We start from the raw sequence: 15,913 nt of genomic DNA, 5'->3' as shown, positions 1-15,913 counted from the left end.
TGACACTCGCAGGGGCCGGATTTATCCGGCCTTTTTTGTTTTTGTCGCAGCATCTTTGTACTGCCGTTTCGCTTACTAAGTGATCGGCTTCCCTTTTTTGCCGGTCGGTGAATAATTTTTTGGTTTCGACCATGGCAACTGCCGCTACCAAGCTATGATTTAACCATGATGTGCCGCAAGTTGACTGTTTTGCTTTCCGGACTAAATGGTTGTTGTACACGGCAAAGACCTTTTCCCACGGAATGGCCTGATGCCTTTTGTCGTCGTACGTATGGCTCAATAAAGAGCAGTGCATGTGAAGCGTGACAGGCTGTGTCGCGTTCATTTCGCCTGCCAACTATCACAGGAAGAAAGTCATGTCAGAGCTTCCCGATCGCGATGCGATCAACGCCCTGTTTGCAGGTAATTATTCCGACCCGTTTGCGTTACTGGGGATGCACCAGACTCAGCAAGGCCTGGAAGTCAGGGCGTTGTTGCCTGAAGCGCTTGAGGTGTGGGTAATCGAAACCTCCACAGGGCGTAAACTTGCCCAGCTGGCGTGCGAAGATGCACGCGGCTTCTTCAGCGGTGTGATCCCACGCCGCAAAAACCGTTTCCGCTATCAGTTAGCGGTGAACTGGCACGGTCAGCAGAACCTGATCGACGATGCTTACCGCTTTGGTCCGTTGTTACAGGAGATGGATCTGTGGCTGCTGGCTGAAGGGACCCATCTGCGCCCCTACGAAACGCTGGGTGCCCACGGTGATGTAATCGATGGCGTCACCGGTACCCGTTTCTGCGTCTGGGCGCCTAATGCCCGTCGCGTATCGGTGGTGGGTGATTTCAACTTCTGGGATGGTCGCCGTCATCCGATGCGTCTGCGCAAAGAGATGGGCATCTGGGAGCTGTTTGTGCCAGGTGCGGTGAACGGCCAGCTGTATAAATTTGAGATCATCGATGCCAACGGCGAGCTGCGTATCAAAGCAGACCCGTTCGCTTTTGAAGCGCAGATGCGCCCGCAAACGGCCTCAATGATTTGTGGTCTGCCGGATGCGATCGAGATGAAAGAGGAGCGCAAAGCGGCTAACGCTTTCGATGCGCCCATCTCCATTTATGAAGTCCATCTCGGTTCATGGCGACGCCACACCGACAACAACTTCTGGCTCAGCTACAAAGAGCTGGCTGAACAGCTGGTGCCCTACGTTAAAGAGATGGGCTTCACCCATATCGAGCTGCTGCCGATCAACGAACATCCGTTTGATGGCAGCTGGGGTTATCAGCCGCTGGGTATGTATGCGCCAACGCGCCGCTTTGGTACTCGTGATGAGTTTCGTGCCTTTATCGACAGCGCTCACGCTGCCGGCCTGAACGTGCTGCTGGACTGGGTGCCGGGCCACTTCCCGAGCGATGACTTCGGCCTGGCGAAATTCGACGGTACCGAGCTGTATGAACACAGCGATCCCCGTGAAGGTTTTCATCAGGACTGGAATACCCTGATCTATAACTTTGGCCGGCGTGAAGTCAGCAACTACCTGTCGGGCAATGCGCTCTACTGGGTCGAACGCTTTGGCATTGATGGTCTGCGCGTCGATGCGGTGGCATCGATGATCTATCGCGACTACAGCCGCGCCGAAGGCGAATGGGTACCTAACCAGTATGGCGGACGTGAAAATCTCGAAGCGATTGAGTTCCTGCGTTACACCAACCGCACGCTGGGCAACGTGGCATCCGGCTCGGTGACAATGGCGGAAGAGTCGACCGACTATCCTGGCGTGACGCGCCCGACCGAGGGCGGCGGACTGGGCTTCTGGTTCAAATGGAACCTCGGCTGGATGCACGACACGCTCGACTACATGAAGCTCGATCCGATCCATCGCCGTTATCATCACAATCTGATGAGCTTCGGCATGATGTACAACTACACCGAGAATTTTGTTCTGCCGCTGTCACACGACGAAGTGGTGCACGGTAAGCGCTCAATCCTCGACCGTATGCCGGGCGACGCCTGGCAGAAGTTTGCCAACCTGCGCGCCTATTACGGCTGGATGTGGGGCTTCCCCGGTAAGAAACTGCTGTTCATGGGCAACGAGTTCGCCCAGGGCCGTGAGTGGAATCATGACGTCAGCCTTGACTGGCATTTGCTGGAAGGCGGCGACAACTGGCACCACGGCGTGCAGCGTCTGGTACGCGATCTCAACCACACCTATCAGCACTATACGCCGCTGCACCAGCTCGACTTCGATCCGCAGGGCTTTGAGTGGCTGGTGGTTGACGATGCGGAACATTCGGTGTTTGCCTTTGTCCGTCGCGATCGTGAAGGCAATGAAGTCATCGTGGTCAGTAACTTTACCCCGGTGCCGCGTCCGAATTACCGCTTTGGTGTCAATCAGCCGGGCAAGTGGCGCGAAGTGCTGAACACTGACCAGCATGAATATCATGGCAGTGACGTGCGCAACCATGGTGTGCATACCGATCAGCAACCGAGCCATGGGCGACCGCAGTCGCTGAGTCTGAACCTGCCGCCGCTGGCGACCCTGTGGCTGGTGCGGGAGGGCGAATGACCATAACGGCCGGCGATCCGCAGCCGCCTGGCGCCAGTTATGATGGCAAAGGCGTCAATTTCACCCTGTTCTCGCAACATGCCGGGCGCGTCGAGCTCTGTTTGTTTGATGAAAACGGGGTGGAGCAGCGTATGGATCTGCCTGGCCGCAGCGGGGATATCTGGCATGGCTATGTGCCACGCCTCAAGCCGGGACAGCGCTACGGCTATCGGGTACACGGCCCCTGGGCTCCGCAACAGGGCCATCGCTTTAATCCGGCTAAGCTGCTGACAGACCCCTGCGCCCGCGCCGTTGAGGGGGATGTCCCGGACGATCCCCGTTTTCATGGCGGTATTGACGCGCCCGATCCTCATGACAGCGCGGCCATCGCGCCGAAGTCACTGGTGGTCGCCGACGATTTCGACTGGCAGGGCGATGTCGCGCCGCGCACGCCGTGGGGCAACACCGTTATTTACGAGGCGCACGTTCGCGGCCTGACTCGCCAGCATCCGGAAATTCCGGAAACGCAGCGCGGGACTTACGCGGCGCTCGGCCATCCTGTTATGGTGGATTACCTGCGTCGGCTCGGCGTCACGGCAATTGAACTGCTGCCGATTGCCCATTTTGCCAGTGAACCGCGACTGCTTCAGCTGGGGCTGAGCAACTACTGGGGCTATAACCCGTTTGCGCTCTGGGCGGTCGATCCCCGTTACGCCTCGGGCCAGGATGGACTGACGCCGCTGCAGGAGTTTCAGCAGGCGGTTAAAAACCTGCACGCGGCGGGCATTGAAGTGCTGCTGGATGTGGTGTTTAACCACACTGCCGAACTGGACGCCATCGGCCCAACGATTTCACTGCGCGGCATTGATAATGCCAGCTACTACTGGCTGGACGAGCAGGGCGACTATCAGAACTGGACCGGCTGCGGCAACACGCTGAATCTGCATCACCCGCAGGTAATGGCGTGGGCACTGGATGCGCTGCGTTACTGGGTGCAGGTCTGTCATGTCGACGGTTTCCGTTTTGATCTGGCCCCGGTGCTGGGCCGTACGCCCGACTACCAGCGCGATGCGCCATTGTTTGAAGCGATACGCGCCTGTCCGGTGCTGTCACAGGTCAAGCTGATTGCCGAACCCTGGGATATCGGCCCCAACGGTTACCAGGTTGGGCATTTTCCTGCACCGTTTGCCGAGTGGAACGATCGCTTCCGCGACACCGCGCGACGTTACTGGCTGCACGGTGCGATGAGCAACGGGGAGTTTGCCCGTCGCTTTGCCGCCTCCAGCGATCTTTTTCAGCAACAGGACCGGCTGCCACACGCCACCGTCAACCTGATCACTGCTCACGACGGCTTCACGCTGTGGGATGTGGTGAGCTTCGGGCGCAAGCACAACGAAGCCAACGGGGAAGATAACCGTGACGGACACGGCGACAACTACAGCCATAACCATGGTAAAGAGGGGCTGAATGTCAGCTTCGATGTCATTGAGCGCCGCCGCCGCAGCGTACGCGGTTTGCTCACCACCCTGTTACTGTCGCAGGGCACGCCGATGCTGCTGGCGGGCGATGAGCGCGGCCACACGCAGCACGGCAACAACAACGCCTACTGTCAGGACAATGCCCTGAGCTGGCTTGACTGGCAGGCAGACGAGAAAGGACTGGTTGGATTCACCGCCGCCCTGATTCAGCTCCGTCAACGCATTCCGGCGCTGACGGCGGATCGCTGGTGGCAGGACGGTGATGGCAATGTGCAGTGGCTCAATGCCGGTGGTCAGCCACTGCAACACGATGAATGGACACAGGGAACGCACAGATTGCAGATCCTGTTGTCCGGCCGCTGGTTAATAACAATAAACGCCACGGACTCGGTGAATGACATCGTCTTACCAGACGGAGAATGGCGTGCCCTTCCTCCTTTCGCCGGGGACGACAACCCCATCCTGTTAACTGTCTGGCATGGTCCCGCACACGGTGTGTGCGTGTTCCAAAAGCAATCATAAGGAGTCAGACATGGTTAAATTAGATAGAACAGATCACCTGATGCTGGCGCGCCAGCTCCCTACACAAACGGTTGCTCTGATCCTCGCCGGCGGACGCGGTACACGCCTGGTCGATCTGACGGCAAAACGCGCCAAACCGGCGGTCCACTTCGGCGGCAAATTCCGCATTATCGACTTTGCCTTATCCAACTGCGTTAACTCCGGTATCCGCCGCATTGGCGTGATTACCCAGTACCAGTCCCACACCCTGACCCAGCACATTCAGCGTGGCTGGTCGATCTTCAATGAAGAGATGAATGAGTTTGTGGATTTGCTGCCAGCGCAGCAGCGCTTTTCCACCGAACAGTGGTATCGCGGCACCGCCGATGCGGTAACACAAAACCTTGATGTGATTCGCCGTTATCAGGCGCAGTACATCGTGATCCTCGCCGGGGACCACATTTATAAGATGGATTATTCGCGCATGTTGCTGGATCACGTGGTCAATGAGGCGAAATGCACCATCGCCTGTTTGCCGGTGCCGGTACATGAAGCCACCGCGTTTGGCGTGATGGCGGTGAACGAAGAGAACATGGTGATCGACTTCGTCGAAAAACCGCCAAAACCGCCGACCATGCCGGGTGATGACACCCAGGCGCTAGCCAGTATGGGGATCTACGTCTTTAACGCCGATTATCTCTATGCGTTGCTGGAAGAAGATCTGCAGACCCCAGGCTCCAATCACGACTTTGGCAAAGATATTCTGCCGAAAATCGTGGCGAGCGGTGAAGGCTACGCGCACTCCTTTGCGCTCTCCTGCGTGCAGAACGATGACAAGGCGCCGCCGTACTGGCGCGATGTTGGCACGCTGGAAGCCTACTGGCGCGCCAACCTTGATCTGGCTTCGGTGATGCCTGAACTGGATATGTATGACGTCACCTGGCCGATCCGTACCCATATGGAACCGTTGCCGCCCGCCAAGTTTGTTCAGGATCGATCCGGCAGTCACGGCATGACCATGAATTCACTGGTGTCGGGCGGCTGCATTATCTCCGGCTCAGTGGTGGTGAACTCGGTGCTGTTTCCCCGGGTGCGCGTTAACTCCTTTTGCAACATTGATTCAACCGTGCTGCTGCCCGATGTGGTGGTTGGCCGATCCTGCCGTCTGCGCCGCTGTGTGATTGATCGCGCCTGCGAGCTGCCAGAAGGAATGGTTATCGGCGAAAACCCTGATGAAGACAGTCGCCGGTTTCACCGTTCGGATGAAGGCATCGTACTGGTTACCCGCGCCATGCTGGCTAAACTGGCCAATGCGGGGCAGTAAGCGATAGCGGAACACACGCAATCGGCACGCGGATCGTGCCTGATAACTTAATGAGGTCGAGGATGCAGGTTTTACATGTCTGTTCAGAACTTTTCCCGCTGCTTAAAACGGGCGGACTGGCTGATGTAGTCGGGGCATTACCTCAAGCACAAATTGCGGGTGGCACGGATACGCGGGTGTTATTGCCCGCTTTTCCAGCATTGCGCAAGGGCATACCTGATCTTCAGGTGGTCACAGAACTGGATACGTTCGCCGGACATGTGCGGTTACTGTTTGGTGAGTTTAACGGGGTAGGCATCTACCTGATTGATGCGCCGGCGCTCTATGACCGTCCGGGCAGTCCGTATCATGATGAGTCGCAGTTTGCCTACGTCGATAACTATCTGCGCTTCGCGCTGCTCGGCTGGATGGGCTGTGAGCTGGCGTGCGGGCTGGATACGATGTGGCGACCAGATATTGTTCACGCCCACGACTGGCATGCCGGCCTGACCTGCGCCTATCTGGAAGCACGCGGTCGTCCGGCGAAATCGGTGTTCACCGTACATAACCTGGCGTATCAGGGGTTGTTCGCGGCGCATCACATGGAAGAGATTGGCCTGCCGTGGTCGTTTTTCAGCATGTACGGACTGGAGTTTTTCGGCCAGATCTCGTTCCTCAAGGCGGGTCTCTACTATGCCGATCACGTGACGGCGGTCAGCCCGACCTATGCGCATGAAATCACCTCGGCCGAGTTTGGTTATGGCATGGAGACCTTACTGGCACAGCGGATGCTTGAAGGTCGCCTGAGCGGCATTCTCAACGGTGTGGACCCGTCAATCTGGGACCCGGCGCATGACCTGCTGCTCAACGCGCGCTATAACCGCGACACGCTGGAAGCCAAGGCGGAAAACAAACGTCAGCTGCAGGTAGCGATGGGGCTGAAGGTGGATGATAAGGCGCCGGTGTTCTGCGTCATCAGCCGTCTGACCAAACAGAAAGGGCTGGACTTGGTACTGGAAGCGCTGCCGGGCCTGCTGGCGCAGGGTGGACAGCTGGTGCTACTGGGGCAGGGCGACGCCGAGCTGCAACAGGGATTCCTCGCCGCGGCGGCCGAGCATCCGGGCAGCGTCGGGGTGCAGATTGGCTATCACGAAGCGTTCTCCCACCGCATTGTCGGCGGCGCGGACGTGATTGTGGTGCCGAGCCGATTCGAGCCATGCGGTCTGACCCAACTCTATGGCCTGAAGTATGGTACGTTGCCATTAGTGCGTCGTACCGGCGGCCTGGCCGATACGGTCAATGACAGTTCATTAGAGAATCTGGCGGACGGTATCGCCAGCGGTTTCACTTTTGAAGATGCAAACGCCTGGTCGCTATTGCGGGCCATCCGGCGTGCGTTTGTGTTGTGGTCTCGTCCTTCGCTGTGGCGTTACGTTCAGCGTCAGGCCATGGGGATGGATTTTAGCTGGCAGGTGGCGGCACAAGCCTACCGCGATCTCTACCAACGTTTGATGTAACGGATTGGGAAAACTGGATATGAATGCACCTTTCACTTACGCCTCACCAACGTTGACGGTTGATGCCTTAAAGCATTCGATTGCCTACAAGCTGATGTTTACCATCGGTAAAGATCCTTCTATCGCCAATAAGCATGAGTGGCTCAACGCCTCGCTGCTGGCGGTGCGCGACCGGATGGTTGAGCGCTGGCTGCGTTCCAGCCGTGCTCAGCTGTCGCAGGATGTGCGACAGGTCTATTACCTGTCGATGGAGTTTCTGATGGGCCGCACGCTGGGCAATGCGCTGCTGGCGATGGGTATTTATGACGATCTGAACCAGGCGCTGGATGAGATGGGGCTGGATCTGGCCGAGCTGATGGAAGAGGAGAACGATCCTGGCCTCGGCAACGGCGGACTGGGTCGCCTGGCGGCCTGCTTCCTCGACTCGCTGGCGACGCTGGGGATGCCCGGCCGCGGCTACGGTATCCGTTATGACTACGGCATGTTCAAACAGAACATAGTGGAAGGTGAGCAGAAAGAGTCACCGGATTACTGGCTGGAATACGGTAATCCGTGGGAGTTTCAGCGCTTCAATACCCGTTACAAAGTGCGTTTCGGTGGCCGGGTGCAGCATGAAGGGGCGAAGGTGCGCTGGCTGGAGACAGAAGAGATTCTGGCAATGGCCTATGATCAGATCATCCCCGGCTTTGACACCGACGCTACCAATACCCTGCGGTTATGGGGCGCGCAGGCGAGTAACGAGATCAACCTCGGTAAATTCAACCAGGGCGACTATTTCGCGGCGGTGGAAGATAAAAACCACTCCGAGAACGTTTCCCGCGTGCTCTATCCCGATGATTCAACCTATTCGGGCCGCGAACTGCGGTTACGCCAGGAGTATTTCCTGGTCTCTGCCACGGTACAGGACATTCTTAATCGTCACTGGCGGATGCATCAGACCTGGGATAACCTGGCCGATAAAATCGCCATCCACCTCAATGACACGCACCCGGTGCTGGCGATCCCCGAGCTGATGCGTCTGCTGATCGACGAACATAAGTTCAGCTGGGACAACGCGTTTGACGTTTGCTGTCAGGTCTTCTCTTACACTAACCACACGCTGATGACCGAAGCGCTGGAGACCTGGCCGGTTGATATGATTGGCAAAATTCTGCCGCGCCATCTCAGCATCATTTTCGAAATTAACGACTTCTTCCTGAAAACCATCCAGGACTACTACCCGGATGACTGGGATCTGCTGTCGCGCATTTCGATCATCGACGAGAACGACGGCCGCCGGATTCGCATGGCGTGGCTGGCGGTAGTGGTCAGCCACAAGGTAAACGGTGTCTCTGAATTGCACTCCAACCTCATGGTGCAGTCGCTGTTTGCCGATTTCTCACGTCTGTTCCCGGGCCGTTTCTGCAACAAGACCAACGGCGTGACACCGCGTCGCTGGCTGGCGCTGGCCAATCCGGCCCTCTCTGAGGTGCTGGATGAGGAGATCGGCCGCAACTGGCGTACCGATCTCAGCCAGCTCGGCGAGCTGAAAGCGCAGATCGATTATCCGGCCTTTATTGAAAAAGTGGCGGTCGCCAAGCATCAGAACAAGCGTCGTCTGGCTGACTGGGTGGCGAAAAATCTCGATGTGGTGCTGGACCCGAACGCCCTGTTTGATGTGCAGATTAAGCGTATCCATGAGTACAAGCGGCAGTTGCTCAATGTACTGCATGTGATCACCCGCTATAACCGCATCAAAGCCGATCCCGATGCAGCGTGGGTACCCCGCGTCAATATCTTCGCCGGTAAAGCCGCCTCGGCCTATTACGTTGCCAAGCACATCATTCATCTGATCAACGATGTCGCTAAAGTGATCAACAACGATCCGCAGGTGAAGAACAAGCTGAAGGTGGTCTTTATACCGAACTACAGCGTCAGTCTGGCGCAGATCATCATCCCGGCCGCCGATCTCTCAGAGCAAATTTCTACCGCCGGGACTGAAGCCTCCGGCACCAGTAATATGAAGTTTGCCCTGAACGGCGCACTGACCATTGGCACGCTGGATGGAGCCAACGTCGAGATGCTGGAGCACGTGGGTAAAGAGAATATCTTCATTTTCGGTAACACCACGCCGCAGGTAGAAGCGCTGCGCAAAGGGGGATATAACCCGCGCCAGTATTACGAAGAGGACCCGGAGCTGCATCAGGTACTGACACAGCTGGCTTCCGGCGTCTTTAGTCCGCAGGAGCCAGGCCGTTACCGTAACCTGTTTGATTCACTGGTCAACTTCGGCGATCACTACCAGCTGCTGGCGGATTATCGCAGCTATGTCGATACTCAGGATAAGGTGGATGCACTCTATCGTCAGCCGGACGAGTGGCAACGACGCGCCGCAATGAATATCGCTGGCATGGGCTACTTCTCATCGGATCGTACTATTCAGGAGTACGCTGATGAGATCTGGAATATCTCACCGATAAGGTTGTAAGGCGACACCTCTCTGCGGCTGAAGGACCGGCCGCAGGGCTTAGCGCCGGTCATCACCGCCACCGCCACAGTAACACTTGTGACCTTCCGTTCTCCCGCCTGACCGTGGCGCAACGCGCACTCTCCTATCCGGCCTGCCCTGATAGCGCAGGATCCAGAGGTCTTTCCGATCGACTTCCCGGCAGAAGTTCCGCGGCTGCCTTGCCAGATCATATCGGCCTGGCTGACGCATAGGCTATTATGCAGCCCGGTTTCAGTGCGTTTCACCTTTTGAACAGACAGGCAGAGCAGACAATGAGTGACAATATCAATCACGAGATTACTTTCCGTAAACTCAGCGTCTTCATGATGTTTATGAACAAAGGCAATATTGCCCGCACCGCAGAAGCGCTGGAGCTGAGCAGCGTCAGCGTTCACCGCGCGCTGCATACGCTGGAAGAGGGTATAGACTGCCCGCTGTTTATTCACAAGGGACGCAACCTGGTGCCGCTGCCTGCCGCCTGGACGCTGCTGGAATATTGCCGCGATGTAACGGCGCTGATGGGTAAAGGCATCGAGGAAGCACGGCTGGTGGCAGGTGTCGGCTGCGGTCGCCTGCGGATCGGTACGCTCTACTCGCTGACGCTGGAGACCATTCCGCGACTGATTATGGGGATGAAGCTGCGTCGGCCGACGCTGGAGCTTGATCTCACCATGGGTTCCAACCAGATGCTGCTGAACATGCTTGAGGATGATGCGCTTGATGCGATCCTGATCGCCACCAACAACGGCGAGCTCAGCGATTCAAGCTTCGATGTGATCCCGCTGTTTTATGATGACATTTTCCTGGCCGCACCGGCCGGTGAAGCGCTGGATCTGAGCCGTCCGGCGGATCTGCGCGATTATGCCGATCGCGATTTTGTTTCGCTGGCCGAAGGCTTTGCCACCTATGCGGGCTTTCAGGAGGCGTTTCAGGTCGCGGGTTTTGAACCGCGAGTGGTCACCAGGGTCAATGACATCTTTTCGATGGTCAGCCTGGTGCAGGCCGGCATGGGACTGGCGCTGATTCCGGGCCGGATGAAAAAAGTTTACGAAAACAATATCCAGCTGGTCAGCCTGGCCGAGGCTTACCAGATGCGTCAGCAGATTTCGATTGTCTACTCACATCGCCGTGAACGTGATCATGACCTGCTGGCGCTGGCGGCAGAAGGGCGGATGTATGCCCGCAGCCTTACTGACTCAGCCGTTTAGCCAGATGCAGCGCCACCTCAACGCTGTTGCGCTCCATGCAGATGGCTTCGCCCTGCCAGCCCGCCTGCAGTGTAAGGCCGGTCAGCACATTGCCAGGCGGCATTTCAATTGCCAGCCGGGCATCGCGCTGGTTGGCTGAAATCACCGCATCACTCCACTGCACCGTCCGCGCCATATTAAAGGCGAGATCGTCGGCAATCCTCTCTGGATCCCAGATTACTCGTCCCGTCGAGCCGCTCAGGTAAGCGCAGGTGGGACGCGAAAGGCGGACAGACTTAAACGCAGCAGCCAGTTCAGCAGCGGGCTTATCCAGCAGCGCGCAGTGGGAAGGCACACTCACCGCCAGCCTGACCGCTTTACTGGCCCCGGCATCCAGCGCTTTCTGCGCCACCCGCGCCATATCCTCGTCCCGTCCGGCAATGACAATCTGCGTTTCCGCATTGAGATTGGCGATATAGGTATTGCTGTCGACCAGCAGTTTCTCCAGCCGGCTGAGCGTCAGTCCGGTGATGGCGGTCAGGCCATAACCCTGCGGATAGGCCTGTTCCATCAGATCACCGCGCAGCGCGACCAGCCGTAGCGCATCGCTGAAATCGAGTGCGCCTGAAATGACAGCGGCGGGATAAGCACCAATCGACAGGCCGCTGACGATATCCGGTTTGAGTCCGTGCCTGATCAGCTCGCGTGCCCAGGCGACGCCAGCAATCAGCAAGCTGAGCTGAACGGCACGGGTATGGCGCAGCGCGTCAGCACTGTCCAGCCGATCGGTCTCTTCACCCAGTACGGTGCGTACACTGTTTAACAGCGCCTCGCCGTCAGGAAGATGCTGCAACATACCGACCCGCTGCGTGCCTTGGCCGGGAAAAGTAAAAAGAATTTTCATGCGGAATCTCTGCTCCAGGGAGAGGCGGTCAGAACCGGTCCGGTGGCGGTTTTCAACAGCACACGGCCTTCACGCAGCCATTCGTTAAGGGCAAACGCACCGAGCGGGGTTTCAACCTGGGTATCTACACGGCACGGCAGCGTTTCAGTTCGGGCCTGCCACTGCTGCAGGTTGTCGCGAGCCAGCGGCTGCGGCGCGCGAATCAGTAAGTCGAGATCGCTGGCGTCATGCAGCGTGGGTAGCTGGGTGGCCAGCGCGTAACCGGTACTGCCGGTAACGCCCCAGCACCAGGGCCAGTCGCTGTCGCTCAGCGTGATCGCCGCCCTCACCGGTGGGTAATCAGCAAACGGCGAACCGAACAGATGTTGCCGTTCGGCCAGCATCTCCGGCGTGACGATGCGCGTAATTCCGGCCGGATCGGCCCAGCCGGCAGCGCGCTGTTCGCGTTTTTTACCGCGCACGCCCACCGGAATCAGCCCGGATTGACTGACATCGCGGCGCACCACCACCGGAAGCGCGTGATGCCAGTGCTGACTGACCCACGCTTCGCTGATGGCTGACAGGGCGCTGTCTGAACCAAGCCAGAGCAGATCGTGGGGACGCGGTGAACAGCTCATATTACATTCCGGATGTCAGGGTAATGAACAGGGGTAACGATAAAATACACAGAATAGAACTTAACAACAGGACGGCTTCGGCGTCCGGCGACTGCACGCCAAACCGATTGCCGAATACCACGCCAAAGAAGCCCGCTGACAGAGCAATCATCAGAATCGCAGTAATCGCCACCGGACCACTCAGACCCAGTGCCAGTACCAGACCCCAGGCGATAAACGGCTGAATTAACAATTTAGCGACGGTACCGACGCCGACCACTGCGTTGAGTTTCAGTTTGCGTGCCGAGAGGATAACCCCGGTCAGGAACAGAGCTGCTGCGGTTGCTGCCAGGCCCAGCGGTTTAATCGCCGCCAGCACCAGATCCGGCATTTTAATACCCAGCGCCGACAATACCACGCCGATCAACGGACCCATCACGATCGGTTTTTTCAGCGAGCGCCACATTAACACCGGCAACATCGTCATGGTTGAACCGTGCGCGGTACCGGCAGCAAACGCCTTTTCGCGTTCCAGAATCAGCAGGCACAGCGGCGTCAGCAGTACCGAACCACAGGCGATCGATACCGCAACAGAGAGTGAGGTCGCACCATTTTCACCCAGCACGCTGGAAAGAATCGGCAGGCCCAGCGCGGCGTAGTTCGGCAGCGCAACGGTCAGCGTCAGGACAGCGGCATCCTGAGGCGATTTTTTGAAAACCTTCGTCGCGCTAAAATAGACCGCCGCATAGGTGATCCACATGGCACCGGTAATCACCACGATGAGCGGCCATTGCGCCACGATGCCCGGCCAGGGCGTCTGAACCGTCGCACTGAACAGGGCGGCGGGCAGCGCAAAATCCATCACAAAAATATTGAGCAGTGAAACGTCTTTATTATTAACCATTCCGGCCTTACCGGCCCAGAAACCCAGCAGCATAATCACAAAGATTGGAGCAAGAGCATGAACAATTGTATAGATCATAAATCACCTGTATTTAAGAAGAATTCTTGACTAACACGATGTTTATAATTCTAAAAAGCGGCCCTGATTGCGGGGCGGTCATCCGCCCCGTCCAGGCCGTTTCCGGCAGGCTTATTTTTGTTTTTTAGTCGGTTTACCAGCTGGCGCGCATACGTTCGCGGACCAGCGAGGAGCTGTGGCGATTTTCAGCGCCCAGCCGGTTTTTCAGGCTCGGATCCTGGCGTGCATCGGCGATGGCTTTCTGCAGGGCGATCTCAACCATCGCCAGATCGGCATCTGACGGCGCATCAGGATCGGTCACGGTCAGCAGGTCAGAGAGCAGGCCCAGCGTGGCGAAGTTGCTGACGTCATACGCCATCGGTGGAATCGTCGCCGCCAGTTTTTCCAGCGCGTCCACGGTACGCAGGGTGATACGCGCAGCGGACTCTTTGCCCATTGCGTGGACCAGCACGCCCTGATCGTTGAGCGCGATCAGACGGTTCGCCTGATAGCCATGCGCCAGAAATGCGCCGGACATCGCCTTGCCGACAATCAGGCCAATCACCGGGTGACCGGCAAGCCGCGCTTTGGCATAGGCGCCTGCGGCACCGGCCAGCGCCTGATGTATACCAAACGCCTCTTCACGGCGACCATACGCCTGACTGGCTACATCAATCACCGCCACGATAGGGCGTTTCACCGTGCTGTTGCTGTCAGCTTCAAGGGTTTCATTAACTACTTTCGCCAGCGTCCAGCCTTCCAGCAGACCGACTTCGCCTTTGGCGGCACGCGGATAGTGGTTTTCAGCGTCAGGGACCACGGCGATAAAACGCACGCTTTCCCCATTAAGCTCACCGTCAGCCACCTGAACAGAAGGGCACAGACCACTCATACGCTGCGCATGGGGTGCGAGTTTTTCCAGCCATGTTGCACCTCGGCTGATTGTCTGGGTCATTATTTCTCCTCCCGGGCGAAAAGCTGTTTGATGATCGCGGTATCGGCCTGCTGATGTGTATCGAAGTTGCTCAGACGCGGCAGGAAATCCGCATATTTATCACTGCGATGCTGCGCCGGTACGCCTTTGGCAATGAAGTCGTTCATCGCGGTTTTCACCGCATTGACGCCATCGCTGACCAGCGCATCTACCAGGCCGCTGGCATAGCGGATTTCGCCGCCGGTCATGCTCCAGATAAACGGACGGTCGCGGGAGTCATACTCTTCAATGCCCGCTTCCTGCTCGATAACCTGTGGGCCGTTAAGACCGAGGCGTGCTTCGCGGGTGACGATCAGGTAACTACAGAGCGCGGCCGCGATAGACATCCCGCCGAAGCAGCCGACGGTACCGGCAATGATGCCGATCACCGGGGTGTAGCGACGCAGGTCAACAATCGCGGCATGGATATCGGCAATTGCCGCCAGTCCCAGATTCGCCTCCTGCAAGCGGACGCCACCGGTTTCGAGGCACAGCACCGCCTGGGTCGGAATACCGTTGCGATTATCTTCGGCGGCCAGCTCAAGTGCCGCGGCCATTTTCGCGCCGGAGACTTCGCCCATACTGCCGCCCTGGAAGGTGCCTTCAATAGCAATCACCACCGCAGGCTGACCATTCAGCGTACCGCGTGCAACCACCATGCCGTCATCTGACTGCGGCACCACACCCTGCGGTGCCAGCCACGGCGACATGATGCCTTCAAAGGGGTCCAGCAGTTCGCGGTAGCTGCCGTCGTCCAGCAGCGCACGGGCGCGCTCGCGGGCACGTAATTCAATAAAACTGGCATCATTACGCATGACTCACCTCCTCAAATACCTGTTCAATACGGATGCGCGCAACGCCAGGCGTTGCGCCAAAGTCGTGAATAACCAGCTGTCCGGCAGGCAGGCCGCTGATCAGATTCAGGCGGTCAAACAGCGCCTTCCAGCGGGCGTCGCTGTTATCCAGTGAGGTGGTGATGTCAATATTCAGCGTTTGCCCTTCGGTTGCGGTGTACAGCACTTCCATATCACCGGAACCAACGACCCCTGCCAGGGCTTTACCGCTGAGTGCGCGGTTAGCAGGGAAAGATAATGTGATGTGTTCCATAACGACCTCTAATTAAAAGAGTGGTGGGCGGCCGGAGAGATCCGGTCGACAAACAGCGTCGCGGCCAGCAAATCGGCGGCACCGCCTGGCGAGGCGTTCAGCGCCAGCATGCGGTGATCCAGACGGGCGAGGGCAGCCTGACCTTCAGCGGTGCGGCAACCACCGGCCAGCAGCACCGCACGGGCGCCGCGCTGCATGGTTTCCAGTCCGGTCATGCCCGCGCGTGACAGCACGCAGGTATCGCTGAGCGAGGTCATAATCGCCATCAGTGCGTCCAGGCGGGCTTCGCTTTCGCGGGCACCGGCGGCCCGGCTGCGCAACAGCTGCGGCAGCGCCCGTTTCATCACGTGTGGAAACGCCTGTTGTGCCTCCTCACGCG

Annotated in this window: 13 protein-coding genes; 6 read left to right on the top strand and 7 right to left on the bottom strand. The window is 58.0% G+C overall.

The genetic code is table 11. From position 1 onward, the window contains the following. Positions 1–356 precede the first annotated feature (356 nt). The 6 genes from glgB to HA41_RS15005 all read left to right on the top strand — a co-directional run bounded on the left by glgB (position 357) and on the right by HA41_RS15005 (position 11,014). Positions 357–2,540 carry a 1,4-alpha-glucan branching enzyme gene (glgB, locus tag HA41_RS15030; RefSeq protein WP_094121456.1) on the top strand — a complete coding sequence of 728 codons (2,184 nt, stop codon included), beginning with the start codon at positions 357–359 and terminating at the stop codon, positions 2,538–2,540. Further along, positions 2,537–4,519 carry a glycogen debranching protein GlgX gene (gene glgX / locus HA41_RS15025; RefSeq protein WP_094121455.1) on the top strand — a complete coding sequence of 661 codons (1,983 nt, stop codon included), beginning with the start codon at positions 2,537–2,539 and terminating at the stop codon, positions 4,517–4,519. Before glgB ends, glgX begins: the two co-directional genes overlap by 4 nt. 10 nt (positions 4,520–4,529) lie before the next feature. Continuing rightward, positions 4,530–5,822, top strand: coding sequence for a glucose-1-phosphate adenylyltransferase (glgC, locus tag HA41_RS15020; protein WP_031375633.1), 1,293 nt, complete (start codon positions 4,530–4,532; stop codon positions 5,820–5,822). Positions 5,823–5,884: 62 nt separating this feature from the next. Beyond that, on the top strand, positions 5,885–7,318 hold the full coding sequence (glgA, locus tag HA41_RS15015) for a glycogen synthase GlgA (protein WP_094121454.1): 1,434 nt from the start codon (positions 5,885–5,887) through the stop codon (positions 7,316–7,318). A 19-nt stretch (positions 7,319–7,337) separates the two neighbouring features. Beyond that, complete coding sequence (gene glgP, locus HA41_RS15010) at positions 7,338–9,785, top strand: glycogen phosphorylase (RefSeq protein ID WP_094121453.1); 2,448 nt, start codon at positions 7,338–7,340, stop codon at positions 9,783–9,785. Positions 9,786–10,078: 293 nt separating this feature from the next. Further along, a complete protein-coding gene (locus HA41_RS15005; protein ID WP_094121452.1) occupies positions 10,079–11,014 on the top strand; it encodes a LysR family transcriptional regulator in 936 nt (311 codons plus the stop codon). On the opposite strand, the gene mdcH is transcribed toward HA41_RS15005, so the two are convergent. The 7 genes from mdcH to HA41_RS14970 all read right to left on the bottom strand — a co-directional run. Then, positions 10,995–11,897: a malonate decarboxylase subunit epsilon gene (gene mdcH, locus HA41_RS15000; protein WP_094121451.1), complete on the bottom strand. Its 903-nt coding sequence runs from the start codon at positions 11,895–11,897 to the stop codon at positions 10,995–10,997. The genes HA41_RS15005 and mdcH overlap by 20 nt on opposite strands. Then, on the bottom strand, positions 11,894–12,514 hold the full coding sequence (locus tag HA41_RS14995) for a malonate decarboxylase holo-ACP synthase (protein ID WP_094121450.1): 621 nt from the start codon (positions 12,512–12,514) through the stop codon (positions 11,894–11,896). The genes mdcH and HA41_RS14995 overlap by 4 nt, the downstream gene beginning before the upstream one ends. Before the next feature lies 1 nt (position 12,515). Continuing rightward, positions 12,516–13,475 (bottom strand): AEC family transporter, encoded by a 960-nt coding sequence (locus tag HA41_RS14990; RefSeq protein WP_094121449.1) that lies wholly within the window; start codon positions 13,473–13,475, stop codon positions 12,516–12,518. A 133-nt stretch (positions 13,476–13,608) separates the two neighbouring features. Next, complete coding sequence (gene mdcE / locus HA41_RS14985; RefSeq protein ID WP_094121448.1) at positions 13,609–14,409, bottom strand: biotin-independent malonate decarboxylase subunit gamma; 801 nt, start codon at positions 14,407–14,409, stop codon at positions 13,609–13,611. Then, positions 14,409–15,242, bottom strand: coding sequence for a biotin-independent malonate decarboxylase subunit beta (locus HA41_RS14980; RefSeq protein WP_094121447.1), 834 nt, complete (start codon positions 15,240–15,242; stop codon positions 14,409–14,411). The genes mdcE and HA41_RS14980 overlap by 1 nt, the downstream gene beginning before the upstream one ends. After that, the gene (gene mdcC / locus HA41_RS14975; protein ID WP_031375640.1) at positions 15,235–15,534 is read right to left on the bottom strand and encodes a malonate decarboxylase acyl carrier protein; all 300 of its coding nucleotides are present in this window, start codon (positions 15,532–15,534) and stop codon (positions 15,235–15,237) included. The genes HA41_RS14980 and mdcC overlap by 8 nt, the downstream gene beginning before the upstream one ends. Positions 15,535–15,542: 8 nt before the next feature. Continuing rightward, a partial coding sequence (locus HA41_RS14970; protein WP_208612765.1) for a triphosphoribosyl-dephospho-CoA synthase occupies positions 15,543–15,913 on the bottom strand: 371 nt, incomplete at its 5' end.

The sequence above is a fragment of the Pantoea conspicua genome (genome assembly GCF_002095315.1).
Classification (GTDB): Bacteria; Pseudomonadota; Gammaproteobacteria; order Enterobacterales; family Enterobacteriaceae; genus Pantoea; species Pantoea conspicua.
This window is presented reverse-complemented; position numbering and strand designations above follow the sequence as displayed.

Coding starts and splice junctions, on each gene's coding strand:
- glgA (WP_094121454.1), top strand. CDS start 5,885: ATGCAGGTTTTACATGTCTGTTCAGAACTTTTCCCGCTGCTTAAAACG.
- mdcE (WP_094121448.1), bottom strand. CDS start 14,409: ATGACCCAGACAATCAGCCGAGGTGCAACATGGCTGGAAAAACTCGCA.
- mdcC (WP_031375640.1), bottom strand. CDS start 15,534: ATGGAACACATCACATTATCTTTCCCTGCTAACCGCGCACTCAGCGGT.
- HA41_RS15005 (WP_094121452.1), top strand. CDS start 10,079: ATGAGTGACAATATCAATCACGAGATTACTTTCCGTAAACTCAGCGTC.
- glgB (WP_094121456.1), top strand. CDS start 357: ATGTCAGAGCTTCCCGATCGCGATGCGATCAACGCCCTGTTTGCAGGT.
- HA41_RS14995 (WP_094121450.1), bottom strand. CDS start 12,514: ATGAGCTGTTCACCGCGTCCCCACGATCTGCTCTGGCTTGGTTCAGAC.
- glgX (WP_094121455.1), top strand. CDS start 2,537: ATGACCATAACGGCCGGCGATCCGCAGCCGCCTGGCGCCAGTTATGAT.
- glgC (WP_031375633.1), top strand. CDS start 4,530: ATGGTTAAATTAGATAGAACAGATCACCTGATGCTGGCGCGCCAGCTC.
- HA41_RS14980 (WP_094121447.1), bottom strand. CDS start 15,242: ATGCGTAATGATGCCAGTTTTATTGAATTACGTGCCCGCGAGCGCGCC.
- mdcH (WP_094121451.1), bottom strand. CDS start 11,897: ATGAAAATTCTTTTTACTTTTCCCGGCCAAGGCACGCAGCGGGTCGGT.
- glgP (WP_094121453.1), top strand. CDS start 7,338: ATGAATGCACCTTTCACTTACGCCTCACCAACGTTGACGGTTGATGCC.
- HA41_RS14990 (WP_094121449.1), bottom strand. CDS start 13,475: ATGATCTATACAATTGTTCATGCTCTTGCTCCAATCTTTGTGATTATG.